The sequence below is a fragment of the Paenibacillus sp. DS2015 genome, from assembly GCF_050433705.1.
Classification (GTDB): Bacteria; Bacillota; Bacilli; order Paenibacillales; family Paenibacillaceae; genus Paenibacillus_AQ.
The window spans coordinates 116,346-141,302 of record NZ_JBNPWS010000009.1 but is presented as its reverse complement, the minus strand read 5'-3'; the positions used below and the strand labels follow the sequence as shown (position 1 = coordinate 141,302).

Annotated in this window: 20 protein-coding genes and 1 pseudogene; 5 read left to right on the top strand and 16 right to left on the bottom strand. The window is 39.7% G+C overall.

Annotated features, from left to right (window positions below):
- Position 1: 1 nt before the first annotated feature.
- The 5 genes from J2T13_RS10790 to J2T13_RS10770 all read right to left on the bottom strand — a co-directional run bounded on the left by J2T13_RS10790 (position 2) and on the right by J2T13_RS10770 (position 6,739).
- On the bottom strand, positions 2–1,321 hold the full coding sequence (locus J2T13_RS10790; RefSeq protein ID WP_429371064.1) for an MFS transporter: 1,320 nt from the start codon (positions 1,319–1,321) through the stop codon (positions 2–4).
- A 5-nt stretch (positions 1,322–1,326) separates the two neighbouring features.
- The gene (locus tag J2T13_RS10785) at positions 1,327–3,144 is read right to left on the bottom strand and encodes a glycoside hydrolase family 2 protein (protein WP_429371062.1); all 1,818 of its coding nucleotides are present in this window, start codon (positions 3,142–3,144) and stop codon (positions 1,327–1,329) included.
- 222 nt (positions 3,145–3,366) lie between these two features.
- Positions 3,367–4,464 (bottom strand): PRK06851 family protein, encoded by a 1,098-nt coding sequence (locus J2T13_RS10780; RefSeq protein WP_429371118.1) that lies wholly within the window; start codon positions 4,462–4,464, stop codon positions 3,367–3,369.
- 161 nt (positions 4,465–4,625) lie between these two features.
- The gene (locus J2T13_RS10775; protein WP_429371060.1) at positions 4,626–5,468 is read right to left on the bottom strand and encodes an aldo/keto reductase; all 843 of its coding nucleotides are present in this window, start codon (positions 5,466–5,468) and stop codon (positions 4,626–4,628) included.
- Positions 5,469–5,536: 68 nt separating this feature from the next.
- On the bottom strand, positions 5,537–6,739 hold the full coding sequence (locus J2T13_RS10770; RefSeq protein WP_429371058.1) for an MFS transporter: 1,203 nt from the start codon (positions 6,737–6,739) through the stop codon (positions 5,537–5,539).
- Positions 6,740–6,898: 159 nt separating this feature from the next.
- Between J2T13_RS10770 and J2T13_RS10765 the strand changes: the two genes are divergently transcribed.
- The 3 genes from J2T13_RS10765 (at position 6,899) to J2T13_RS10755 (ending at position 10,043) form a co-directional block, all read left to right on the top strand.
- Positions 6,899–7,261 carry a winged helix-turn-helix transcriptional regulator gene (locus J2T13_RS10765; protein ID WP_429371056.1) on the top strand — a complete coding sequence of 121 codons (363 nt, stop codon included), beginning with the start codon at positions 6,899–6,901 and terminating at the stop codon, positions 7,259–7,261.
- Between the two features lie 330 nt (positions 7,262–7,591).
- Positions 7,592–9,193 carry a stalk domain-containing protein gene (locus J2T13_RS10760; RefSeq protein WP_429371054.1) on the top strand — a complete coding sequence of 534 codons (1,602 nt, stop codon included), beginning with the start codon at positions 7,592–7,594 and terminating at the stop codon, positions 9,191–9,193.
- Between the two features lie 37 nt (positions 9,194–9,230).
- Complete coding sequence (locus J2T13_RS10755; RefSeq protein ID WP_429371052.1) at positions 9,231–10,043, top strand: hypothetical protein; 813 nt, start codon at positions 9,231–9,233, stop codon at positions 10,041–10,043.
- A 146-nt stretch (positions 10,044–10,189) separates the two neighbouring features.
- Here the strand turns inward: J2T13_RS10755 and J2T13_RS10750 are convergent, their stop codons facing one another.
- The gene (locus J2T13_RS10750; RefSeq protein ID WP_429371050.1) at positions 10,190–10,666 is read right to left on the bottom strand and encodes a GNAT family N-acetyltransferase; all 477 of its coding nucleotides are present in this window, start codon (positions 10,664–10,666) and stop codon (positions 10,190–10,192) included.
- A 214-nt stretch (positions 10,667–10,880) separates the two neighbouring features.
- Here J2T13_RS10750 and J2T13_RS10745 point away from each other — a divergent pair.
- Positions 10,881–11,135, top strand: a pseudogene (locus J2T13_RS10745) (esterase-like activity of phytase family protein); the annotation flags it as partial.
- 38 nt (positions 11,136–11,173) lie between these two features.
- On the opposite strand, the gene J2T13_RS10740 reads toward J2T13_RS10745, so the two are convergent.
- The 9 genes from J2T13_RS10740 to J2T13_RS10700 all read right to left on the bottom strand — a co-directional run bounded on the left by J2T13_RS10740 (position 11,174) and on the right by J2T13_RS10700 (position 21,349).
- The gene (locus tag J2T13_RS10740) at positions 11,174–11,887 is read right to left on the bottom strand and encodes a hypothetical protein (RefSeq protein WP_429371048.1); all 714 of its coding nucleotides are present in this window, start codon (positions 11,885–11,887) and stop codon (positions 11,174–11,176) included.
- 86 nt (positions 11,888–11,973) lie between these two features.
- Complete coding sequence (locus tag J2T13_RS10735) at positions 11,974–12,507, bottom strand: hypothetical protein (RefSeq protein WP_429371046.1); 534 nt, start codon at positions 12,505–12,507, stop codon at positions 11,974–11,976.
- Between the two features lie 782 nt (positions 12,508–13,289).
- Positions 13,290–14,879 (bottom strand): glycoside hydrolase family 43 protein, encoded by a 1,590-nt coding sequence (locus tag J2T13_RS10730; RefSeq protein WP_429371044.1) that lies wholly within the window; start codon positions 14,877–14,879, stop codon positions 13,290–13,292.
- Positions 14,880–14,890: 11 nt separating this feature from the next.
- Positions 14,891–15,865, bottom strand: coding sequence for a pectinesterase family protein (locus J2T13_RS10725; RefSeq protein ID WP_429371043.1), 975 nt, complete (start codon positions 15,863–15,865; stop codon positions 14,891–14,893).
- Between the two features lie 51 nt (positions 15,866–15,916).
- Positions 15,917–17,278: a glycoside hydrolase family 28 protein gene (locus J2T13_RS10720; RefSeq protein WP_429371041.1), complete on the bottom strand. Its 1,362-nt coding sequence runs from the start codon at positions 17,276–17,278 to the stop codon at positions 15,917–15,919.
- A gap of 30 nt (positions 17,279–17,308) precedes the next feature.
- Positions 17,309–18,421 (bottom strand): glycoside hydrolase family 88/105 protein, encoded by a 1,113-nt coding sequence (locus tag J2T13_RS10715; protein ID WP_429371039.1) that lies wholly within the window; start codon positions 18,419–18,421, stop codon positions 17,309–17,311.
- Between the two features lie 155 nt (positions 18,422–18,576).
- A complete protein-coding gene (locus J2T13_RS10710) occupies positions 18,577–18,747 on the bottom strand; it encodes a pectinesterase family protein (RefSeq protein WP_429371037.1) in 171 nt (56 codons plus the stop codon).
- Positions 18,748–18,825: 78 nt separating this feature from the next.
- Positions 18,826–20,349 carry an extracellular solute-binding protein gene (locus J2T13_RS10705; protein WP_429371035.1) on the bottom strand — a complete coding sequence of 508 codons (1,524 nt, stop codon included), beginning with the start codon at positions 20,347–20,349 and terminating at the stop codon, positions 18,826–18,828.
- Between the two features lie 34 nt (positions 20,350–20,383).
- Positions 20,384–21,349 carry an ABC transporter permease gene (locus J2T13_RS10700; protein ID WP_429371033.1) on the bottom strand — a complete coding sequence of 322 codons (966 nt, stop codon included), beginning with the start codon at positions 21,347–21,349 and terminating at the stop codon, positions 20,384–20,386.
- Positions 21,350–21,638: 289 nt separating this feature from the next.
- Between J2T13_RS10700 and J2T13_RS10695 the strand changes: the two genes are divergently transcribed.
- Positions 21,639–22,523 carry a carbohydrate ABC transporter permease gene (locus J2T13_RS10695; RefSeq protein ID WP_429371031.1) on the top strand — a complete coding sequence of 295 codons (885 nt, stop codon included), beginning with the start codon at positions 21,639–21,641 and terminating at the stop codon, positions 22,521–22,523.
- A gap of 147 nt (positions 22,524–22,670) precedes the next feature.
- Here the strand turns inward: J2T13_RS10695 and J2T13_RS10690 are convergent, their stop codons facing one another.
- On the bottom strand, positions 22,671–24,914 hold the full coding sequence (locus J2T13_RS10690) for a helix-turn-helix domain-containing protein (protein ID WP_429371029.1): 2,244 nt from the start codon (positions 24,912–24,914) through the stop codon (positions 22,671–22,673).
- Positions 24,915–24,957: the final 43 nt, after the last annotated feature.

Sequence of the window (24,957 nt, the reverse complement as noted above, 5' to 3'; positions counted from 1 at the left end):
TCTACACCTCCAAATTAGGGTCTGTCTCGGTTTCAGCTTGCAATTGCAGGCGTTTCTTCGCTTGTTTGCCTGCCGGAATGAGTGGTAGAAGAGTAAAGAGCGTAATGAAGGCAGCAACTAGGAATAGCGCCTCCGTAGGTACCATACCGGATACACCCTCTATTTCCATATGAACGCCATAACGCTGAATGACTATACTGGAGATAAACGGACCTATGACCATCGGTAGGCATACGGCAAATATCATCTTGATGCCCTCGAATTGTCCCCGCTGTTGCTCCGGATACAGGTTTTTGACCCATGCAGTAATCGTCTGAATAATGAGTACATAACCTACCCCAGCGCCGAAAATCCCGATCAGTAGAACGATTATATTGGAAGTTAGTGAAATCAGGATGAGTCCGATGATGTTCGCCACTACCGCGAATAGAATGATAGACACTGTTTTCCCTTTATGAATAGATTTGGCTACCGGTATCGTCAGGAAAATGGCAGTGACTAGACCAATCCCTTGTAAGGCCCCTGACAGCGCATAGCTCATTTTCAAGTAGTTATTAAGATAAATAGTGATATAGGGAAAGTACACATTAAATGCTATAAAATACACACAATTGATGACAAGCACCCAGAATAGCTCTTTGTTCTTTATAACCGTTCTGATATGGAATACCTCGGCAAATTGCCGCCAATACCCACCGGTATTCTTTCTTGCCTTCAGACTGGGATGATCCTTCAAAGTAAACAGGGCGAACAGACCTGTAAGAGTAACAATGCTACCCATAATAATAAAAAATGCAAAGAAGTCAAAAGCATCAACGATGATCCCTGATACGACAGCACCGAAGATGGTTGCCAACACCGGCATTGCCGCAAAGGCACCCCCAAGCTTACCTCGGTTATGAACATTCGAAATATCAGTCGTCCATGGGTTATACCCGGCGTCATAACCCGTAGAGCCAAAGAAACTCATGACAGCATCGGCTGCTATAATAACGACAATGGCAACGATTATGGGATCTGTGGGAAGGAATTCCGTGGCTCCGAAGGCCATCGTAAATATGCCCCAGCATATATAACCAATGACAATAAACGGCTTCCGTCTACCTGCCCGATCACCCCACGTGCCTATAATGAAAGTTGCCAGCGTCGATACAATAGCACTTACACCCACCATCCAAGAAATAATGGAAGGGTCTTTAGCAATTTTATCGTATACAAACGTGTTAAACCAGGAGTTTTCAATATTCCAGCATATTTGTCCTGCCATCCCGAGGATCCATATTAATGTCCAGTTTTTTGCCGAAATGCGATTGTCTATCATTGGCCTCAGCTCCCCTCAATCAATCCTTTATGTAACGCTTTCAATAGATCGGAGTCTATCTTAATGATTTCCCGATCATAGGTAAGGATACCGTTGAGCTCGGTCTCAACATCGGTAAGTTGAGTATAGACCGCCGCCGAAACACCTCTTAGGATTAGAGGTTGGAGTTGATCGTTAATTAAAGCAGCATAAGCAGTGTTTAATCCCTCTCTTGTTTTGCATTTCTTATAGCCAAACCCCTTGCCTTCACGCCATACATGCCCCTTCTCAAGTAAGCTGTAACCGCCATATTCAGAAATCACTACGGCACGGTTATTGATTTTCTTCGGCATTTTTAATTTACGGAAGTAGATATGGACACTTTTGATATCACCCACCTCTTGATCATGCCATCCACTAGCATGATCTACGGGGCGTGTCGGATCATAGTCCTTTACCCATTCCGCAGTTTCCGTAGCATCAAATTGACCCCAGGCTTCGTTAAAAGGCACCCACATTCCAATGCTAGGAACATTATAAAGCGCATCGATCATTTCCTTTAATTCTTTACGATATCGCTCCCGGTTGGACTTCTCCTCTCGGCCAAGAGCTTTGTACTTATTATCTTTCACTTTGAGTGCGCTTAAAAAATTTGGAAGAATAAGGTGATGTAGGTTATTCCACTCTCCTCCACCATTGATCATGTCCTGCCATACAATAACTCCTAACCGATCACAGTGATAATACCACCTAGCAGGTTCTACCTTAATGTGTTTCCGTATCATATTAAAGCCAAGATTTTTCGCCATGATTACATCATATGCAAGGGCCTCATCCGTAGGAGCTGTATACAAGCCGTCTGGCCAATAACCCTGATCTAGTACACCCTGTTGGAATAAGGGTTCCCGATTCAGGCATAACCTTTTCAACCCATCCTTGTATTGTTCAATACTAAATTTCCTCATCCCAAAATAGCTAGCAATGGTATCCACAGGTTCACCATCTTCCATCAAACGGAGGGTCATATCATAGAGAAATGGCGACTCTGGACTCCAAAGTCTTACATTAGAAAGCTTCAGCTTCAGGATATTCCCCAATCTACTTCTACCGGAGGCGATGATTTCCCCATCCTCGTAAGCGATGGCTTCAACCTCCATGTTCTTATTCTCCCCTGCCGCTTCGACATGAATGGATAGCTCTTTCGCATCGATATCAGGAGTTAATCGAAAGGATGAAATATACTGGAACGGAACAGGTTCGATCCATACGGTCTGCCATATGCCGGAAACGGCTGTATAGAATAATCCCTTTGGGTGTAACGTCTGTTTGCCTCTCTCTTGACCATATGTATTCGTAGGGTCCCATACACTCACCCTAATTTCATTCTCACTATCGCCATCGCTTAGAAATTCTGTTATGTCAAATGTAAAGGGATAATACCCACCCGTGTGTTCCCCCACCTTTTGTTTATTGATCCATACTTCTGTCTTCCAATCAACCGCTCCGAAATGTAAAAGAAGTTTGTGCCCCTTCCACAAATCAGGTATGGAGAATCCCCTTCTATACCACAGTTTCTCATTGGGGAGTAAAGACTTATGTACTCCTGAAAGCGCAGATTCAACAGGAAATGGAACTAGAATGGTGCCATCGTATTCAGATATCTCATCAACTTCTATAGAACGTATCGCGTAATCCCATAGACCGTTTAAATTCATCCATCGATCTCTAACCATCTGTGGTCGTGGATATTCCGGCAATACCGTTTGCGGATTAACCTCTTTAGCCCATCTGGTCATCAAGCTTCCTACAGCAGGTTTCCAACGAATATCTTGTTCTGACTCCATGACAACAACCTCCAAATTCTTCATAACATACAGTCATACTAAACTATATTTCTATTTTTTCGAAACCATATTATTACAAATATTTCCCGCTAGTAATCTACGCTCACATTTATAAGCTATACAACATGATGTATTGAAAAAAGATGACTTCTGATTGAATTCAGAAGTCATCTCTTAGTAGCTAAAGGCGGTCAGACGACTAGAAGGAACTATTCTTCTTTCTTAGTCAGCAATTGCGGATATACAACTGATGTCCGTTTGAACTTCATCCCTAATTCGGTCTACTAGAGAGAAATCTATAGATTGGGCATAGATATTATCCAGTTCATCTTGGAGTGATTTAGCTTCTGCCAGGTATTGTATAGATTGTTTCATTCGTGCAGCGTATCGTTCCTTAATATGAATGATAGCTTCATCATGTGCTTCATCTGTTCCAGGTATTATACAGCGCGTATACATATCCACAATCTCATCCGTGACACGTTCAGGGAAATACTCGTGGGGTGCCGTACTATCAAATATCGCGAATTCCAGATCACGTACGATGATCATATCCAGACTGTTAGAATCAAAGCCACAATGGTAGATCTCGACGTCGAAGCCTCGTTCAATGCCTACGGCGGCTATTTTCTTGAGTATGGTAGATTTACCTGAACCGGGTCTCCCTTTAATGAGGTACCTTTTCAAGCCTTCTGTCAGATTGGGGACAAAATCCACCGCACCTTTGGGTGTAGCTGCACCTAAGAACCGATGGTCCACCCGGCTCTGCTTCTGGAGTTTCCGGTCACCATAGAGAACATCAATATATTCTTTCGTTAGCTCATCAGCTGCCTGAAAATCCATGTTTGCGATGTAGAGCGCTTCCCATTCATCATGAATACGGAGTGCTTCTGCAAATCCAGCATAAGCATCTTGATAGGCGCGAGAGATTTGTCTATTCAAATCATCAATTGTAACTTGTTGATTTCTCAGTTGAGTCGAGTCACAAGCTTCTCCCAGATTCACGTATTCCACGGCGATTTCCGGCAGCATCGATTGGATTACATATCTGTCAGTTCCTACGATGATTCCAACTTTTAAGAGAGGAATGACCATACCATCTAGAGATGAATTGTCTGAGGCACAATGAATAAACCAAATGTCATGACCATTGGAGACCATATGATCTCCAATGGTTCGAATCATATCTGACTTCCCTGTACGTGACGTCCCTTGCAGGATAAACAGACGCTCCAAACCTTGAAGTGACGATTCCATCAAACTCACAAATCCATGGGCAGTATTACCCCCCACATAAAAATGATTAATATGTCCAGTCATCATTACCACACCTTTCTTTAGCTAATATCACGGTGCATATATTACATCGTATTATTCGCCTACCCATAAGGTGCAACAAAAATCTAGGCAACCGATTCAACGCAAACAAAAACGCCCTTCCTTTCATAGTTGAAAGAAATGGCGATTTTGTTCAATTCATATTAGAAATCAAAGTTGTCTGGATCTGGGCCAACACGATGATTCTCATTCAGACCATCAATACGAGCTACGTCTTCTCTTGATAGTTCGAAGTTAAAAACATCTGCGTTCTCAATAATTCGATGTTCCTTCGTAGATTTAGGAATGGTCACAATGCCATGTTGTAGATCCCAGCGCAAAATGACTTGAGCAACGGATTTGTTATGTTTATTCGCAATTTCAAGTAAGTCTGGCTGATCTAAGAGTTCACCTTGCATCAATGGAGACCAGGCTTCGATTTGAATCCCCTGTTCCTTGCAGAAGCTTCTCAACTCACGTTGAGTTAATCTTGGATGAAGTTCCACTTGATTCACCATCGGTTTAATAGTCGCCTCTTTCATTAGGTCCTCCATATGATGAATTTGGAAATTACTTACCCCAATCGCCTTAACACGCCCTTCTTTATACAGTGTTTCTAAAGCACGCCATGCTTCTTTATATTTCCCTTCCACAGGCCAGTGAATGAGGTATAAATCTAGATATTCCAACCCTAATTTAGTTAAACTCGTCTCGTAAGCTGCCAAAGTGGCTTCATAACCAAGATCGGCATTCCACACTTTTGAAGTAATGAAAAGGTCTTCCCGTGAGAGAGGGGTCTCGTCAATAACTTCTGAGATGCCCTGTCCAACGCCTTTTTCGTTGCCATAAACTGCAGCTGTATCAATACTACGGTAGCCCTGTTTAATAGCAGACTTTACCGCATTCACTAGTTCAGAGCCCTCTTCTACTTTGAAGACCCCTAGTCCAAACCAAGGCATCTGAATCCCATTGTGTAGTGTTGTTGAATCTTGTAAATTAGTCGTCATGTTATAGCCTCCGATTCGAATGTTTAGTGATATCATACCCCTACTGCGTTCCATAATATGATGTATGATTATGATGCTTGAGCTAATTTAACCTCATCTTTTCTTTCCAGTGAACGAGCCCAACCTGTTAAGACGACAGCCATAAGAACCATCAATGCGCCCACCCAGGCTGTATGAATAAGCCCCATCTTGTCAGTAACTATACCACCCAAGTATGCTCCAATCGCAATACCTGCATTGAACGCGGCAATATTGACAGCAGAAGCTACATCTACAGCTTTGGGTGCATAACGTTCAGCCAGCATCACTACATACACTTGCAACCCCGGTACGTTCATAAATGCTAATAATCCCATAAAGAAGATCGTTACTAAGCCAGCAACTTTGAATGGAGCCGTGAATGTTAAGATAAGAAGAACAATAGATTGTAAAGCAAACATATAGAATAAAGCAGATACAGGTTTACGATTAGCCGCTTTCCCCCCAATGATATTACCGATGGCGATCGCAATACCATAGATAAGAAGGATGATCGCTACGGTACTTTCCTTAAATCCAGTAATGTCGTGAAGTAACGGGGATAGATAAGTAAAAACAACAAATGTCCCTCCATAACCTATAGCTGTAATAGCGAATGCGAGAAGCAATCGTCCATTCGTCACCAGTTTAATCTGTTCGTGAAGCGGTGTTCGAGTTCCTTTACGTAAATCCGAGGGAACCAGAATCGTGTTTGCAATGAAAGCCAAGATACCGATAGCAACGATTCCTATAAACGCAGCTCGCCATCCAAAATGTTGCCCAATCACAGTACCCAAGGGTACTCCAGTTACAGTGGCCACGGTTAGTCCAGAGAACATTATAGCAATAGCACTAGCCCTACGATTCTCCGGTACAAGATCTGCTGCAATCGTGGAACCAATCGACATAAATATACCGTGTGCGAACGCAGAGATGACACGAGCGATAAGTAATACGGTAATTCCATTCGCAGTTGCTGCAAGGCTATTGCCTGCTATAAAAATAATCATAATCCATAACAATAATGTCTTACGTGGGACATTAGAGGTCAGAGACGTTAGTATAGGGGCTCCAAAAGTTACCCCTAAGGCATATAAAGTTACAGTTAATGCAGATGTTGTGACTGATATATTTAAGTCTTCAGAGATAAGGGGGAGTAACCCTACACTGATGAACTCTGTTGTCCCAATCGCAAAGGCACTAATGGCTAGTGCAAGAAGTGCTAATGTGCTTCTCTTCTTATCTAATGACATTTCTTCCACTCCTACAGTATGGTATTACCGGCCAGCAAATGTTATTATGAATTACTTGAACCAAAATAAACAGTACGTACTTTTAAGTGCTCAAGGAACCAAAAGGTAATATACGCACTAAAAAGTACCTATACATAAGATAGGAGAAAATACACCAAAATGAAAAAAAAATATAATATATCCGTAGAAGCAACACTAGAAGTAATCGGTGGCAAATGGAAATGTGTGATCCTATGCCATTTAACCTATGGAAAAAAACGTACTAGTGAATTAAAACGTAGTATGCCCGCAATCACCCAAAAAATGTTAACGCAACAGCTGCGAGAATTAGAACAAGATGGTATCGTGAATCGGATTAGCTATAATCAAGTTCCTCCCAAAGTGGAATACGAACTTAGTGAATATGGATGGAGCTTACAATCGATATTAAATTCCCTATGTGCTTGGGGTGAGAATCATATTATTAAAGAGTACGGAGATAAATTCGCTGTATTAGAGGATAATGTATTAAATAATAATTAAATCCAAGTAGCGCTGATAGATATTGACCAATGATGAAGATCGCCTAAGGTGAATATGCAACATAAAAAGACGTTGGAGCTATTGTTCCCAACGTCTTTTTATGTTGCATTTATTCTTTCTTCTGAGCAGGCAGAAAGTATTATGATTTAATCTAGATTTTCAGCCAGGTTTATCATGTAATGTAGCTTATCAGTTAGTAATTCAGTACAAAAAGAAGGGATTCCAGATCATGTTACTGAATATAACAACGAAGTAAAGAAGCATATCAACTACATCTTTGAGAGGGGAGTTTGGAACAAAATTCGTAAAATACAATTCATTCTCATCATTTTGCTCAGTGCATCTATTTTATTATCTAGCGGAACAGCCAACGCAATAACCGCACCAAGGACCATACAAGCCTATGAGGAATCCTATTTTATATCCTATAACGGTCAAGAATCATTAGCACAAAGTAAGCTCATTACCTATAAGCAAGATTCCTATCTTCCTTTACAAGAAGTTGCTCAATTGCTTGGACTTACCTTTGAAGAAAGTTCTGGTGATATTTATTTATCGGGCAGTCCTTCAGTTAATCTAACACCCTCCATAGGTTCCTTGCCGAAAGAAACGTTTGATTACATAGATACGTTTCGGATCAATCCAGCGATTGGCGCATATGCAGGTATTGTTATTGAAGACGGAAAGCAGAGTACACCTGTTTTTTCAAAGAATGCCAATCAACGATTATATCCCTCTAGTACGACTAAGTTGATGACAGCACTCCTAGCCATCGAACAGGGTGATTTAAACGACGTCGTAACCATTGGCTCTAATGCCATCAACATCCCCGCCGATAGCTCAAAAGCAGGGATCAAACCTGGTGATCAGATGAAGCTTGAACAACTCCTGTATGCTATGCTGCTTCCTTCCGGTAACGATGCTGCCATTGCTGTTGCAGAGCATATTGGGGGTACTGAACGGAAATTTGTTACACTGATGAATGCAAAAGCTCAAGAACTAGGTGCAACACATACATCTTTTACAAATTCACATGGCTATCATGATCCCAACTTGTATACGACTGCTGCAGACCTTGCCCTTATTGCAAAAGAAGTGGCAAAGTATCCGGCTTTCTTAAAAATCGCGGGTACTCCCGTCTATTCAACAAGCTACAGAAATAAGAGTGGCCACACGATTACAAAGACATGGGAAAATAGCAATCAACTTTTACAGGCTAAGAGTCCATACTATTTACCATCCGTTCAAGCAGGAAAGACAGGGTACACAAGCAAATCTGGCTATAATCTTGTTAGTTTTGTAACCAAAGGCGACCATGATTATATTGTTGTCCTTCTTCGTGGTAAACGTAACCAACGTTATCTAGATACGAGAACTCTGGTAAATGCCGCCTATTCAGAGCGCGTTCAATTGAACCATAGTAAAACACCAATGAAGGTATTGCCATTTAACAATAAAATATATGTAAACAGCTATGAATTACAACCGAATGATGGCATCTTCATCAAAGATGGACAACCCTTCATTTCAACAAATCTGATTGATGATGTAGCGCCAGTTATCTCAAAAGTCAAAGTGAGTGATACACAGATATTAAAAGCAAGTCTTGATCATAGACTTCTATCATTCGGTCAGAATACGCCGATGATTCAAAATGGGCAAATGCTTGTACCTGTCAAATCATTCTTTGAACAAGCTGGACTGACGCTAAACTGGAATCAAAGCACTCAAACCGTTGAAGCCTTTTCACCTGATATGCTGATCCAAATGCAAATCAACTCAAAGAACGTCGTTGTAAATGGTCACAAGACCATACTTGACGTCCCGGCGACGATTAAGAATGGACATACACTTGTCCCACTCCGGTTCATCTCAGAAGCAACTGGCTCCACAATCGACTGGGGACGCGGGCGCACGCTGTATCTATACTAAAGGTTCTCACAAATAACGAGAATAAAGGTGGATAGGCATGACATTTCTAGTTATTAAATTATTAGTATCCATCCTTGTTGTCATAGCCATTACTGAGATCTCAAAGAGGGTGAATCCAGAGTTAGGTGGAATCATTTCGGGCTTGCCTTTGGGAACAGGCCTTTCTGTTTATTTTATAAGTTACGAAATGGGAACCGACTATATCTTACACGCCATACCTTGGGGAATTACCGGATTAGTTTCCTCTATACTCTTCTGCTTAGCTTATTTTATGGTCGGTAGATATTTAGTGAATTGTAAAAAAAACATTCAAATCATATTTTCTTCATTTTTATCAATCTTACTTTTCATTATCACCGGATATGTCGTTCAGCAATTGGATTTAAGCCTACTATATTCTGTCTTCGTGTTTGCGATCATATGGGTTATAAATATTAAATTATTACGAAAATTCCCTCGTACTTCTCAAGTGCCACATCCAGGGAAAACTCGTTTTTATTCCATGCTATTAAGAGCGATCACTGTTTCTTGTATTATTCTACTCATTACTACTATTGCCCCATTCGTAGGTAATAAGTGGTCAGCCATTTTGAGCTCTTTTCCCTCTACCCTGTATGTAGTCATTCTGGCTTTACATATGGAAGAGGGGCATCGTTGGGTCCAACATGTCATTATTGGTTTCTCTTATGGAATTAGTGCGCTAATGGTCTTTTATTTGCTTTGTTACTTTCTATTACCCTTATTAGGTTTAAATATCGGATTCATCATTATATTCTTGTGCTGTATTGTTTACTTATATTTATTCAATAAATTCAAAAAATTCATTATGAATTCAACTTCCTCCTCCTGACATTCCAACTAGTCGCGCCTTGATCATTTGGATACCAAATTACGCATCAATAACAAAAAGGATTATCCCTGAGCAATATATTCAATCGCTCGTGGGATAACCCCATTATAGATGTACAAGACTGTTAGATATGAACACTTAACACATTAGTTATATGACATCCAACTCGTTGTCCCTACAACCTCAAAATCCTGTTTAAACCAAAAATTTCGTGATTTATCTAGCGTATATACATACATTTTCTTATTAGGATATTTCACCTTAAGCCAGTTGATGAAGAAAGCAGCATAACCCTTTCCTTCAAATTCTTTTAAAATATCCAATGCTTCAATAAATACAATATCTGCTTTGTTCTTAATATCAATGTAAAAGTCCTTCTCCAGGTATCTTTCATCTTCACGGAAATAATCTTGTTCCGCTTTATGAACTAGCTGTTTCCCGCTTTTAAATTCCCAAATTACGCCATAGCCAGCCATTTCATCATCAACTTCAATTAAGTATAGCTCCCCAGGTAATTCTGAGACTTCCTTCTTACTCAACTCCCATGCATGATATCCAGATTTCAATTCACTTAATACGGTTTGCATTTCTTTATCAAATGGTCTTGCAGTAATGTTCGGCATTTTTCAATCTCCTTTGGCTATTCATAGTATGTATAGAGTCTTCATAGAAAAAGAAGCAGATTGTTCATTCAATCCAACTTCTTATGTTTTATTGTTCATGGTTAATGATCAAGCGTCTTTAAGACTAACTTATTCGTTTCCTGACGTCAAACCGGCGCACTTTGAGTCATGGCCGTTTCCAGGCAAAGTAGATTTTACATAACTCGAGTCCGTAGGCATTACGCCTGACGGTAAATACATGTTCATGGCCATGCAGAGCGCTCTACGTAACCCCGACAAATCCATGGATAACTCACGCCAAGTACGTATCATTAAGATTGACCTGGCGACACTGAACCCAGTAGCCGAATATGCCTATTTTTTGGAAGATGCGACGACATTCAAGAATTTGGTTCAAGCGGATATCGTGAAGTTGAAAGACCAAACAACCCGGTCAGACCTAAAGGTCCGCCGGGTTTGTTCTGACTAATATATAGCGCAATTAGCTCCCGAGATATTGTTAGTTTATTATTTCGTTACGATATACTTAGGTTCTTTTAGCCATTTCTTATATATATTTCCCCCACCATCTGCGCTATGAAACGTCTTTTTTAAACGGATCGTTAATTTAGCTTTGTCTAACACCCACGTCTCAAAGTAATATCCCCAATCCTCTGCGTTGTTAAAGTAAACGGATTGAAAAGTTTGATCTCCAGCTGCTTTGATGTTGACACCATTGATTGTGAAAATCCCCTTTTTCAATCCAGCCATTTTTTCGTTAACCATTGTATATAAATCTACGGACGCTCCAGAGGATGCCTCGCAACGCGCAATGGCAATGAGGTCAGGTTTCCCCTTCACTGCATAAGCAAAGTTATATGATGTCTTAGCATCAAAAGACTGTTCTCCAATTTGGGTAGTTTGGACTTTAGTAGACCCCTGTTTAATAACAGCAATGTTATAATTACCTGTGTAATAGGAATCACCTTCACGAGCGCATGCCCATCCGATGTCATTGACAGCCTTTTTCTCTTTATCAGAATAAATAAAAGCATCATATTGAGATTTGCCATCCATGACTTTAAATTTATATCTGCTTTTCTTACTAAATTTGTTGATTAATTCCGAGCGGGAGTCACCTGCCGCTTTTGCGCTTTCAGGAACAATCGTAGTTCCTAATAAAGTTAAGACCAGCAATACGCTAATGATTACAAACATATTTTTCCGATTTAATATTTTCACTTTAATCCTCCGTCATTTTCTCTATTGGGTTTATGATATTAAAATTAATAGTACTCCTCAACTGATGATCGCTCCATACGATGAAGTTAAATAGCATCCGTCCGAATGATAAATGCATATTCTGACTCATTGTCTCCCCATATGCAATTCAATCGAAAACCTCTGATTGTGGCCCCTGGCTCATAATCCGCACTGTCAGAACTTAATGCTGCAGCTGGATTTGGCCCTAGAATGAAGGAAGGCGTATTATTATAATATTTAAATGGAATTGATTTTGTTTCTTTTTCCGTATATTTGATACTACCGCTTGCATCTACAATATATTCACGCAATTCAAATTGATCAGGAGCAGTACCTTTAAATTCAATTTGTATTTCTTGATTTAATTGGAGATAAGGGACATCTGCTACTGATTTTTCTTTCATACTCGTATGAAAGGTATCTTCTCTGTCATATATAGAACCATTCCATTGGTTTAGTCCGACCACAGACGCTATTTCCATATCACCGGCAGTAATTCGGATTTCCGGCGGTTCCGACATTGTATTACTTGTATTACTGCAACCGTACAAAAGAATGAATAATAAAACGAATACAGATAATAATAAACGTTTTTTCATTTGTCCGCTCCCCTTGCCTAATATTCATAGTTTTCTTTTAAGGCTCAACCTTGAAATCAGTGTTTGAGTTTTCAGAAAGTGAAATTACAGGAAATTCTCCAGCTAATGTGACTAGTAAACTAGCTGAGAGATGATTTAACTGGAATACCTCCATCTAGTTCGGCGCTATGAGGCAATATTGAAAGAGAATCGGTAGAATTAACGTGAGAAATTCCAGTTAGATAGAGGAATGCTAGGTCCACACCATCATTAACGGGAGATTTTCCCGTTAAATAAACTCAACATTTTGCCATGAAGACTGGCTCAATCTTCTTACGTAATTGTTTAATTCGTCAACCGCTGATTTTGATTTTGAGCCTCTTTTAAAATATTGTATATTTCTAAATAGACAATACTCTTGCCCGACCATAAAGTAGCCGACAGATATGTATACCGCTCATTCTCCTCTACTATGTTGGCTACGTGGAAATCACAGACTATGTTGAAATTATACACTATAAATGAAAAACATGGATATTATGTAGAACCGAAAATACAATAGTCATGAGGCACCCAAGAACAGCAAGAGACTGATAGCGAAATACGCAACCAGCCTCTTGGATTACTATTCATTTACCGATAAAACCGAGTTCATTCCCCTATTCAACAATAAGGCACTTCACTGTCAGTACCTCATATGGATCAAGCTTAAACTTCTGATGCAATGTTGCCTCTCGTGATACAGCAATCCAATCTTCACCTAGAGCGGAAACGGACTGCTCGTTTGGCGTATAATTCTTACCTTAGTTTTGAGTGGTTATATCATCGTTTCCTTGATAACGGAAATGAGTGAAATCAGCGTAACTACCTTGAAATTGTTGCATATCATGGGCAGCAATGCCCACAAAATTCCCAGTAAATCCACCTGATAAGAAACTAATATTTTGCGATTCACAAAGTGGCTCCCAAACGGATTCATCCCCGATGTGGTAATAGAATTGCCCTTGTGTCTCATTTACTTCCACTGCTAAATGAATGGGAAGATCATACTCAAGTGAAATGGCATGAGAAGCTAATGTAAATGAATCCGCTTCACACCTCATCATTCGTAATACCTTCCCTTGTCCCTCTTCATGGCTGAGATAAGCATAAAGATAATTGTCTTCGTTCAGATACAATAACAATCCTGCCATCTGCAAATAACTATTAGGTTGATACTCAAGCGCTGTCTCCGCTCGAAAATGCATATCGCTTTGGCGAATAGCTAGAATATGATGCTCAAAGAGACTTTGTATAGATTCTCCAGCCTTCAAACGAAGAAATCCCGGTCGCTTAGTCAACGAACACCAACTGTCGTTCACCAGAATCCGTAACGAATTCCACGTCTTCTTTAACTCCGGTCCGTCAAAACAATCTTCAAATAGGGAGCTACGTTCCTGCACATCCATGAAAATCCCCTTAGGAGCTGGCACTTCTAATTGAGGAGTATTACCGCCTGCCGTTAATCGTAACCAGCCTTCTTCATTCCAGTAGACTTGCTGTAAGGCCGTCTCCCGTCCTAGAATCGCATATTCCCCTTCAAGTGGACGCGTACATAAATGTGCCATGTACCATTCTCCATCAGGAGTTTCAGTTAGACTTCCGTGCCCTGCACATTGTAGCGTCAACTCAGGATTTTCTCTTGAAGTAAGCATTGGATTCTGAGGGTCCACTTCATAAGGTCCTAATAGGTGCTTGGAGCGTGCCACGGTTACAGCATGTCCTGTTCCCGTTCCACCTTCTGCTGTAATAAGGTAGTAATACCCGTTGCGTTTATATATATGAGGTGCTTCTGTCTTCTTTAATGGCGTACAATCAAACAGCTTAATAGGCTCACCAACTAATCGTTGCTGTTGGCTATCGTATTCTTGCATCACTATACCACTGGATTTATTGCCCTCCACAATGCGGTAATCCCACAATGCATTCAACAACCACTTGCGTCCATCATCGTCGTGAAATAAAGATGGATCAAATCCACTACTATTCAGGTAGACCGGTTCTGACCAAGGTCCTTCAATCGTTTCTGCTGTAATAAGATAATTATGAGCATCCTTAAACGGGCGTTTTGTACTTTTCACATCTGTATATAATAGATAAAAAAGGTTATCGTGGTAACTAAGTTGTGGCGCCCAAATACTACTATTCTTCGGATTCCCCCTTAAATCAACTTGATTCGTTATAATATCCGTGCAATGCTCCCAATGGGCTAAATCTTGGGATTGATACACCCTTACGCCTGGCAACCACTCAAATGAAGACACCACAATATAGTAAGTTTCCTCTACACGTAAAATACACGGATCTGGATTAAAGCCTCTTAATATTGGATTTTTGATCATTTTATTCATCATGTTAGAGATCCTCACTTTCTATTGTCTTCCCGTCTCCAGAAATCGCTATCAGGGAAGATATGTTCCTGACTCAATGCTACTTCCATAGTTTCAAAACAATCTGCCCATGGAACACGTTGTACACGTGAAACTGTAGCATCCTTCACCCCATACTCCTGATATTGAACCGTTTCCTCATTAGCAGCATTATTCCAATGATCCCAGCCCAAAGGATGAATATGTGTCGCCATGTGACATCCAATAAAGACAGTCTTGGCGTATTCTCGCCACGGACGCCCCAGAAACACCGGAGATATAGCAGCTTCTGCTGTTAAGTAACAATTATTAAATACATATCCGTGTGCCTGTCCCTTGGGTGTGGAAGCTGCGCTAATATAACCAGCTTGGTTATCCCAATGTCGTAAACTACGAATTTCACACTGATCAAAATAAGCTGTTGCTCCACCAAATATAAAATCTACAGTTCCCTCAATATAGCAATTCTGATACAACTGGCGATAGTGGGTATGATGTTCTTTTAGAAGAATTCCGCCAAACTCTAGTCGCTCTTTGGGTGCTGGTGGCAATGGACCTGTAAATAATGTATCTTGATATCCCTTGAAGGTACAATTTCTAAAAACCGTCTGATCACAATGAGCATACACTGCGATTGCCTGACCTATAGATTCCCCTTGTCCAGCTGTATTGGTAATCAAAAGATTGTCCAAGACAAGATGGATCCCCCCCAAGAATAACGTTGGGGTAGCAAATGTTCCAATTTCCGTTCCTGTCTCATCACGTTCTTTGGCATAACGATTCATGACAATCTCCACTCGTCCGACCCCTATAATTTTAAGATGCGAACGATAGATTCGCACTTCTTCTTCATAGACTCCCGACAATATAACCAATGTTTCCGCTTGGTCTGAAGATTGTTGCTCTAACGAATCAACCGCCTCTTGAATATTGTGGTAATCACAAAAGGAATCTTTTCCTACAACTAGCATGGTTGGTTTCTGTTCCCTTCAATTGAATTATCATATTACGAAATTTCCATCTTACCTGCTAACATTCTGCTCTGAAGGCGTAACTGTAACTTGCTCCACCAGTTTTTCGGGCTTGCTCGTGTTTCTTGAATGACAATTGATAATTTCAACATCTTCACCATTCTCAATATAAAAAGCAGGTCCTTCATGGTTCTCAATCGTCACCTGATGGAATTGAATATCTTTCACATTTCCCAAATAAAACCCTCGGTTATTCATATCCTTAAGACCTGTCATCATATCAGGTTGACCCGGAGTACCATTTGGCGCCATAGAAATATCAACATTAGTAAACGTAACTTCTGAAACATATTGTTCAGCAAGTCCATATAGAAAGCCTGCAGAGGCGTGAACATTACGTGCAGTAATGTTAGCGAAATGAATGCGTCTGAAACAAGGTGTTTCCTCTGTAATCGGATAAGGATTTTTGTCCCACACATATTTTTCTTTACCACGAGGTCCGCAGAAATAATAAAGGTTCATCGTAAATGGACAAATTACGTCCTCCATCACAATGTTACTGATCCGAATATCTTCGATAGTCCCCCCGCGTCCTCGTCTTGATTTCATACGAATGCCACGATCGGTTTGTTTAAAGATACAATTGCTAATCGTAACATTACGGATATCCCCACTCATTTCACTTCCAAGTACGACAGCACCATGTCCGTGAACCATCGTACAGTTCGTAATCGTAATATTCTCGCAAGGAATCCGTTCTTTGGTATCTTCCGTTCCCGCTTTTATAGCAATACAATCATCACCCACATCAATATTACAGTTACTTATACGGACATTGGAGCATGACTCCGGATTAATTCCATCTGTATTTGGTGAATCAGCTGGATTAAGAATAGACACATTATCAATCGTAACATCATAACAAGCGATAGGATTAACGGTCCAACTTGGAGAATTCAAGAGTGTCACATCTTTCATGGTCACACGCTGACAACGATCGAAGCTAATTAATTTCGGTCTAGGATACTTCAGATTCTCTCGGTTATTTCGAAACAGATCCCACCATGCTTGACCATTTCCCTCTAGAGTTCCGCTTCCTGTAATCGATATATTACGCAAATCCTCACCATACACACAAGAAGCATAGACCTCTTTTTTTACACCTTCCCATCTGGATACAACAACAGGATAATCCTCTGGATTCGTACTAAATGAAAGGATAGCACCTGGACTTAGATTCAACTCAATATTACTTTTCATAATAATAGCGCCGGTTAGGAAAGTGCCTGCGGGAATATGAACCGTTCCCCCACCTGCGTTACTTGCTGCTTCAATTGCAGACGCAATAGCCTCCGTTGCAAGCGTTCCACTATTCCTGATTGCTCCATAGTCTACGATGTTATACACATTCATCCGCCTCTCACCCATTGTTTATATTCTTATCTATCGTCTTAATTGTTCATACTCACCGCAAGCTTGCAGGAATGCACCTAATCCCTTTTGATCGTTAGTAACGATAGATTCACTAATATAATACTCAAAGCTACCGTCACGCTTCTCACCTACACCTAAGCCAGCAACTTCACAGTTTTTATTGAGATTTACCCATCCTTCTTTAGTTTCAAGTACAAACTCTGTGATCAATCCATTAAAGGCTAAGTCCAATGTCTCGCCCCAGCTCGTATCTAACACTCCTAATCGAATCCCTTTAGCCATAGCATAGGTGATCATACTAGAAGCAGATGCTTCAAGATAATTCCCCTTGCGTTCTCCCAAGTTAACCACTTGATACCATACTCCCGATTCCGCATCCTGATATTTCTTCAATGCGTTTAAAGTATCATTCAGAATACGTACAAGCTCCTGATAATCTGTATGTTCTTTTGGTAATATCTCCAGTACATCCACTAATGCCATGAGATACCATCCTAAGGATCGACCCCAGAAGTTAGGGGATAGTCCGGTTTCCGGGTTACACCACAGTTGAACACGTTGTTCATCCCAAGCATGGTATAGCAGACCTGTAACGGAATCCTTCGTATGCTTCTCACACAGAATGAATTGTTTCGTCACATCGTCTAATCCTTGTCCTTCTTCGAACGTCAACAAGTATTCCAGATAGAAAGGCGCTCCCATATAAAGGCCATCCAACCAAATTTGATATGGATATATTTCCTTATGCCAAAACGCACCTTCCGATGTACGCGGATGTGTGTTTAATTGTCCTCTTAATAAAATCGCAGCTTGTTTGTATTTCTCTTGCTTCGTTTCTTTATATAGAAGGAATAACAATTTCCCATTATTAATGTGATCGATATTGTACTCGTCAAGACGATAACCTTGAATGCTACCGTCTTCTTGAATGAAATAATCCATATTGTCTTGAATGAATTGCAAATATTTACGATCTCCCGTTTGCTTGAACAGCAACTCGAATCCTTTTAGAATCACACCATAATCATATGACCATTTGCCCTTTTTCCCTTTGTCTTCGTATAGTTTCGGTGTACGTTCCATGATGGAACCGGCTGTTTGGATCGCCCATTGTTTATTCATGTAAATCCCCTCCAACATATATTTTTATCATTCACAAAATCCTTGTCATCCAGTTGTTGCGCCCAAGCCACACGTGTAGTTGAGCTTGCTCCTGGCCCTATAGACCCTGACTCTCCATATAAATACGGTTCTAGCATAATCTCGCCATGGTCTTCCTAGAACAGATACAGATTGGGTTTATTAATCTTAAGTTTTTCCTTATATACACCTGATTCAATAGTAACCATCATTTCCTCTGTAGAATGATCCTGAATACTATTTATCGCTGCTTGGATCGTACTGAAATCACCGTTTTCCCGTTGACTTACCTTTATCACGTTCTTCATAGATTCACCTGTAAGTTTTACTTGTTAAACATTGTTAAAAGTGATCCCACCATAAGGTGGGATCGGCTAAATAACTATTTACTTTTGAGACTTTTTATAAGCTTCTTCGTATTCAGCCGTGATAGCTGATCCACCATTTTTCTTCCAAGATTCTACTGCCTTTTTGAAGTCATCTTCAGTAGCTTGGCCCATGATGTATTTGAATGAAGCATCTGTGATGATTTTCGCTAATTCAGTACCTTGTTCATTGGAAGTAGCTGAATCCAATGGAACCGTTGGATCAAATATTGCAAATCCATCGTTTTCTCTAATCAATTCATTTGCTAATTGTTTCTTAGGATTGGAATCCTGCAAATCATAGGTAACTTCACTTGGTCTAGAGCTAGCGAAAGGTTGTACATCCGTTTCCCATAATTTTTGATTAATAATTTTGAAGGCTCCCGTCGCATCGAATTCATAGTGAGTCCCTTCAATACCACCTGTCATATACATAAATACTTCTTCATCAATCAAATCATTTACGAATTGTAGCAATGCTTTAAGCTCTTCTTCTGTTTTAACTTCTGATTTAGGGAATCCCAACAATCCACCGACTCCACTTCCTTCAGACCAGATACGATATTCTCCATCACCATTAGAAATTTTATTAACAGGGACTAATTCCATACCTTCTTGCAATCCTTGTGATAGATTCTGTAGGTTGGCAATGTCAACTATACCTGTGTAAATACCGGTTTTACCTTGTGCGAATTGTTGCTGTTGGTCCGTTTTAGCAGTTACAGCGAAATCTTGAGCCAAGTACTTATTTTCATATAACTTCTTCGAGAAATTAAGAGTTTCTAAATATTGTGGTGTATCGAATTCAGGAGTAAACTTACCATTCTCATCTACCGCCCAACCATTCGGTGTTCCGAAATAAGAACTAAGTGTTTTAAAACTACTGTATCTTAGATCTGATCTATCACCAAAGCCCGTTGTATCATCTTTACCATTACCGTCAGGGTCACCCTCTGTAAATGCTTTAGCTACTTCGTAGACTTCATCCAATGTTGTGGGTACAGCTAATCCCAACTTATCTAGCCAATCTTTACGGAAGATAAGACCTGAACGTGCCAAGTTCTTCTGGAAAGGTACGCCATACAGAACCCCTTCTATGGAAGCTGCAGTTCTTACTTCTTGTGGTATCTTCTTCAAGTTCTCATACTCATCTAGATATGGACCTACATCCCAGAACAATCCGGATTTCAATGAGTTTCTAACAGATGAATTCGTCATCATCGTTAGAGTAACGATATCTGCTAGCTGACCCGAAGCAAGAGAAGTTGTAATACGTTCCTCTTTGGAAGCATCTGGTACCCAATTGAAGGTAATCTTAGTATTCGTATATTCCTCAATTTTGTTCTTAATTACATCCGTTGGAGGTGATGCCGTATGCAGGATATGTAACCAAGTTAATTCAAGTGGCTTAGCAGTTTCAACTGCAGTAGTACCATTACCGCTATTCTTACTTTCTACTGTGTTTCCATTCCCTCCTCCACATGCGGCGAGTATTGAACCCATCAAGGAAAGAACAAGCACCGAACTCATTAATCTTTTTTTCATTTTAATTCTCCTTTGCTATTTTTCATAGTCGTTCTTAGTACACGCCATCTTCCCCAATTTTTCTAGCAAACTTGTTAGCTGCTACGACTAGGACTAGACCAACCACCCCTTTGAACATCCCCATTGTCGTACTGAAACTTAGTTGTCCATTTTTTAAACCTGCTGTATAAATATACGTATCAAATATTTCAGCAACTTCGCGGTTTAATGAATTTAGGAGCAAGTACATATGCTCAAAACCAAGATCTAATGTGCTACCAATCTTCAATATTAGCAGGGTAATGATAACAGGGCGAATTGCCGGTAGTGTCACGTGCCACATTTTTCTCAAGCGTCCTGCACCATCCATTCCTGCTGCTTCGTAAAGCATTGGATCTACTGTAGTAACAGCAGCTAGATAAATAATGGTTGACCACCCAAGTTCCTTCCAAATGATCTGCCCGATATACATCGTCCTTAGCCACTCCGGTGAGGTTAAGAAACTAATCTTTTCTCCTCCCATAGAAGCTATCAATTCATTGATTACTCCACCGTCTAATGTTAGGAACACATAAGTAATGGAAACGATGATAACCCATGACATAAAGTGTGGAATGTAGATAATCGTTTGAATCAAATTTTTGAAGAAACGATTTGTCACTTCATTCAACATTAACGCGACAATAATAGGTATTGGGAAGAAAAACAAGATATTCATTCCAAATAGAATCAGTGTGTTACGTAACAACATAAAAAAGGTTGGTTCCGTAAACAATCGAATGAAATGCTTAAACCCTACCCACTCGCTTCCTGTGATACCTAGATAGGGTTGATAATCTTGAAACGAAATGATCAATCCCGCCATTGGCAAATACTTAAATATAATGAAATACAATAATCCGGGAAGTATCATAAGATAAAGCAACTTATATCTCTTTACATTTGCAATAGCCGTTGATAATTTCCCTTTTTCCAAATTTTCCAAATTTATATTGGTTGCGGTTACAGTTGAACTTTTCACTTCACAGCCTCCTCCACCTAATCGTTGTTTGCCTTCTCAGATTAAATAATTTATCGCATTACGTATATAATCATTAAATGACAGCGATTACATTCCCTTATAAACACTAGGTTTCTTGATTATTCAACTCATTTAATGACTATTCAGCAAGTAATGATTACTCTTAGATTTCAACATACTTCCATCCATTAAATGAATAAAAGGCGAATAAGACATGAGTGGATTATTCACGGAATGCGACTCACTTGTTACAATTTAGATGCAACATCAATTACGAGGAGGAACATACATGATACAGAGATCAAGTAACAAAGAGTCCCTTGGCAGCCGTCTTTTCGCAATAGCAAATAACCTTATATTGATACTTATCGCTCTCGCCTGTCTATTGCCATTTATTAATATTATCGCTAGTTCTTTTTCTTCCACGCAAGAAATGATGGAGAGAAGGTTCATGCTGTTTCCAACAACATTTTCATTGGATGCTTATAAATATATCCTGTCAACGTCAACGATCTTTAAAGGACTTGCCGTTTCGATTGGCACTACCGCAGTTGGAACAGTGGTAAGTATGATCCTGACGTCGACGATGGCCTATGGATTATCAAGAAAGTACCTTCCAGGTAGAAATGTTATCAACTTTTTAGTCGTATTCTCTTTATTGTTCAGCGGTGGGATGATACCTACTTTCTTAGTTGTAAAGAGTATGGGAATTATCAATTCCTATTGGGCACTGATTCTACCTGTTGCGATTAACGCCTTCAACATGATTATTATGCGGAACTTCTTCCAAGCTCTTCCGGATGATTTAGAAGAATCAGCTAAGATTGACGGATGTAATGATTTAGGTATCTTCTTTAAAATCATGCTTCCGCTCGCGCTACCATCCATAGCGACCATCTCTCTCTTTTACGCAGTCGCTTACTGGAATACGTATATGAATGCGATTCTCTATCTTACAGACTCAGCCAAATGGCCGATTCAAGTATTACTTCGTCAAATCGTTATCGTCTCCAGTGGGATGCAAGCTGAAGGAGCTTCAGTGGATATCGTTCCACCTGCACAGACGATCAAGATGGCAGTTATCGTCGTGGCTACCGTTCCAATGCTCATCTGCTATCCTTTCGTACAGAAACACTTCAATAAGGGTGCATTGATGGGAGCGGTAAAGGGATAATCTTCAACCCTTTACTCCTCATGCAACTTTCCTATAGATCGTATATATAAACAGGGACTGTCTCTCTAGCCATATGAATGGCTGATGAGACAGTCCCTGTTTTATTAGAATATACAAGCGTAGAAGTTTCAATTGAACCTCTATTCCTTAATCGTCTCCCTGCATCTTACGATAAATACCAGGTGTTACATGCTCTTCCTTTCGAAAGGACCGAATAAAGTTCTGCGGATTATTATATTGTAATCTTTCAGCTATTTCCTTAACCGTCATATCAGTCTCAATTAACCACTTCTTCGCTATTTCTAATCGGTAGTTCTTCAAATACTCACTAAACACAGTTCCATATTCCTTTTTAAATATTCTGCTTAAATAATTGGGACTATAGTGTAGACGCTCTCCGATGATCTCCAAAGTTAATTCTTGATCATATTCAGTACTCACGATGGCGATAATCTGTTCGGAGACACCACGGAATTGATTATTTGTTTTCTCCCGCATGCTATTCACCATTGGGTAGATAACTTGATCCACCAACATGTGTTCTACCTCTTCTGGATTACGGATATCTAACAATGTGTGATAAAGTTTATGATTATCTTGCGTTAGCAGTACATTTATTCCTAATTGCTGCTCTAATTGAATCAGATTATTTACTAATCGTACTAACATCACTTCAAAGTTCATTGAATTCTTATTTTTCCCCATCATCTCGGCTAAGAAAGGATATAAATGCTGGCTGACCTGATCCTTGTCTCCTATACGAATAGCATCAAACAATTGTGATTCTAGCTCCGTAGGGTAATGAAGTAGCACTGGACCAGAGACCACTTTAGAAATATCTCCATAGAATATGATAGATTCTTTCCCTAAATTCAAACGTTGATGTAAGGCTTGCTTGCTCATTTCTGCCGCTTTTTTACTCTCCAGTAAATCCTCATATGGGGTACTGATTCCGATACTGATCGATAAATGCAAATAATCACTAACTGCCCTTAGAAGTGCCTTGGCATAATCTAGTATTTTCTTATTCATCTCTTGTTCACTCATTCCAGTGAAAGATAAGATGGTCGCTTGAGTGTTATCATTTAGAATAACGGGAAACATTCGTTGCTGCTTCGGAACAACTTCTTCTACTATTTTATTAATAGCTAACAACAATACGTCCTTGTCAGAAGATTCTCGACCTCCGAAGTTATCCAATTGAACTAGCATCGCAACATGCATTTGATTCTCTGTCTTCTGATACCCGAAACGATGCAATTTTTTCACTATTTCTTCTGGAGATATTCGATTTCGGAATAGATTGAGAATCAATTGTGTTTCAAGTTGTGGCATTTCAGCTTGAATTAAGTTTTCCAGAGATTCCTTCTCTGTTAGAATCATATCAATCGAATCAATAATCCATTCAATTTCATTTTTAGAATTAGACTGTGGAACTTTAGATAGACTACGCTTAATTTGTAGGATAGGCTTCGTAAAGAAAACGGATATTATATAAGCTACCACCACAATGAATATCATTAACACTAATCCCATCGTGAACAATCCATATTTGGTAATCTTCAGCGATTTAGCAATTTCCGTCTGATCCAATATCGTAAGATAGATCCAATTGTTATAGTTAGATTTAGCATAAATAAATTGAACAGATTGATGATCCATATTTTCCTGTGTCACCATGCCTGTATCATTCTCTGATCCAATAGCGATTGAGATTTGTTGGAGCTGTTTGTCGTTGAACATTTCTTTGGCTGGATCAGATGCATACATCAGATCGCCTTGTTTGTTCAGAATATAGACTGTCGCATTTTCTTCTGTTTTGATCGTACGATCCAATGTTTGTAGCGAGATATCCGACAGTGCAATGGCTTGTTTATTCTTAGAAAATACAGGTAAGGTATTCACAAAGCGTATCCCTTTATCTGTCTTGATCCAGAATAACCCTTGGTCTTTATTGACGATATAGGCTTCAATCATCTTCTCTCGTTCACTTTCCGTTAAGTGGGTCAGACTTCCATCAGAGATTTGCCAGTTCTGAACTAGACTGATCAGGGAATACTCTGTCCCTTCTAATGCCATCGAGGCAATATAATTAAGCTGTGTATTTACATCTCGATAAGCTATGAAATCTTGTTCTGTAATAGGATTTTTAACTACGTCTTGAAATGAACTGGTAGTACTATATGTGTTGAAGGCATATTCAATTCTTTGGATTTTATTTTCCACATTATTTTTTGTTTGTTCAATATAACTTTGTTTGCTACTAGAGAATCTCTCAATAACTGAATTTATTGTACTAAAGTAGATATAACTCCCAAAACTAGCAACCAGTCCTACTGCCAAGACTAGAATGGGAATAAAGATTCTATAGAACATTTTTCCTCTTTTCATGTTGCAACCCCTTTAATTCATATCCACTTTATATATTATAGCG